At 78.1% G+C, this 2,282-nt stretch carries 2 protein-coding genes; both read left to right on the plus strand.

The genetic code is table 11. The features are described from left to right. On the plus strand, positions 1 to 1,126 hold a 1,126-nt coding region (locus tag MHW47_RS34675), incomplete at its 5' end, for a helix-turn-helix transcriptional regulator (protein WP_239227804.1). After that, positions 1,123 to 2,282, plus strand: a 1,160-nt coding sequence (locus tag MHW47_RS34680) for an AMP-binding protein (RefSeq protein ID WP_239227805.1), incomplete at its 3' end; no start/stop codon positions are given. The genes MHW47_RS34675 and MHW47_RS34680, both read left to right, overlap by 4 nt.

The raw sequence follows: 2,282 nt of genomic DNA on the forward strand, positions 1-2,282 counted from the left end.
GGCCCTGCGGCAGCTGCACGAGCGCGGCGACGGCGAGGCGGCGGCGGCCCTGGTGCTCGGCTGCCATCTGCCGTGGCTGGCGCAGGGGCGGCTGCGCGAGGGCCTGGAGTGGTGCGACACGGTCGCCGGCGCCGGACCGCTCCCGGAGGCGCCGAGGGCCCGGCTCACCGACCTGTCCGGGGTGTTCGCGCTGGCCCTGGGCGACCCGCAGGAGGCCGTACGCCGCCACCGGCGGGCCCTCGCGCTCGGCAAGGGCGTCGGCGACCGGCGGCAGAACGCCCTCGCCTCGCTCCGGCTCGGCACCGCCCTGCTGCGTACCGGCGACGCGACGGCGGCCCGCAGCGTGCTGGTCACCGCGCACAGCGCGCTGTCCACGATGGGCGTCACCGGGGGCACCGCCGAAGCGGCGGTCGCGCTGGCCGCCGCCCTGTGCGCCGAGGGCGACCGGCGCAAGGGACGCGCCCTGCTCGTCACGGCGGAGGAGACCTTCCGCCGCAGCCGCGACGGACGCGGGCTCGCCGGGGCGCTGCGGGCACGGGCCGCGCTGGACCTGGAGGGCGACGAGCCGGAGCCGGCCGAGACCGCGCTGAGGGAGGCGCTGCGGCTGTACGAGGCCATCGACGAGCGCACCGAACTCCCCGGCGCGCTTGAGGAGTACGCGCTGCTGCTGCTCCGCACCCAGCCCGCGCAGCGCCCGCGCGCGGTGCGGCTGCTGGCGGCGGCCGACGTGCTGCGGCAGCGGACCGGCGCCGAGGTCCCGCAGGAGTGGCGCTCGCAGGCCGAGCGGGCCCGCACGGAGCTGGGGGCCCGGCTGGACTGGCCGGACTTCGCGACCGCCTGGGCGGAGGGCGTGCGGATGTCCGCCGCGACGGCGGTGGCCGAGGCGTTGTCCTCGCCCGTGCCGTCGCGGCACCCGGTGGCCGGGGCGGCCGCCGACGCCCAGGCGCTGACCCCCCGCCAGGCGCAGGTGGCGCTGCTCGTCGCGGAGGGGCTGACCAACCGGCACATCGCGGCCCGGCTGGACATCTCCGAGTGGACCGTCGTCAACCACGTCCGCCAGGTGATGCGGCGCCTGGGCTGCACCTCGCGGGTCCAGGTGGCGGGGGCGGTGGGCCGGTGGGGATGACCCGCGGCACCGGCACCGCCGAGCGCCGCCTGCGCGAACTCACCGCACCCGACGACGTCGTCCACCGGTTCCGGGCGGCCGGGTGGTGGCGCGAGGAGACCTTCCTGGACGATCTGCGCCGCACCGCCGCCGCGTATCCGCAGCGCCCCGCGATCGTCGCCGAGCGCGTGCTGCGCCCGGCCGGTGAACGCCGGATCACGGTCACCTACGGGCAACTCGCCCTGTACGTGGAGCGCTTCGCGGCGGCGCTGGTCTCGCTGGGGGTCGCGCCGGGCGACCCGGTCGCCTACCAGCTGCCGAACTGGTGGGAGACGGCCGCGCTCACCCTCGCCTGCTGGCGGGCCGGGGCCGTCGCGGTGCCGGTGCTGCCGACCGTACGGGCCCACGGGCTGCGGCACATCCTGGACGGCACCCGCGCCCGCGTCTGCGTGGTCCCGGACGTCTGGGAGGGCTTCCCGCACGCCGAGGCGCTGGCCGGCCTCGCGCCCGGACTGCCGTGGCTGCGGCACCGCGTGGTGCTGGGCGACGCGGCCGCGACCGGGTCCGTCGACTTCGCGGCCCACTTCACCCGCACCCCGCACGAGCGGACCGCGGCCGGCCGCCGCCCGCCTCCGCTGCCGGGGCGCGCCGACCGGCCCGCGCTGCTGATCAGCGTGATGGGGCTGCGCGACGCGTACACCTCGGTGGTGCACTCCCCCGACACGCTGTACGCCAACATCTCCGCCCAGCACCATCCGCTGGGGCCGGGGCGGCGGCCCGGCGAGGTCTTCCTGTCCACGCTGCCGCTGACCTCGCTCGCCTCACTGCTCTACACGGTGTGCTGGCCGCTGGCGGTCGGCGGGACGGGCGTCTGGCAGGACGTGTGGAACCCCGGCGGCTGCCTGGACCTGATGGCGTACGCCGGGGTCCACCAGGTGTACGCGGAGCCCGCCTACTTCGCGGAACTGCTCACCGCCCGGCGCCGGCGCCCCCGGGGCCCGGACCGGCTGCGGCTCGTCCTGTCCGGCGGGCGGACCAGCACCCCGGAGCCGCTGGCCGCCGAGCTGCGCGAGGTGTTCGGGGTGCCGGTGCTGTCCGCGTGGGGGGCACCGGAACTAGGCATGGGCGCGCTGTCGGCGGCGCCCGGCGAGGCGGAGCTGCTGCGCGGCCTCGACGT

The sequence above is a fragment of the Streptomyces sp. OfavH-34-F genome, assembly GCF_022347745.1.
GTDB lineage: Bacteria > Actinomycetota > Actinomycetes > Streptomycetales > Streptomycetaceae > Streptomyces.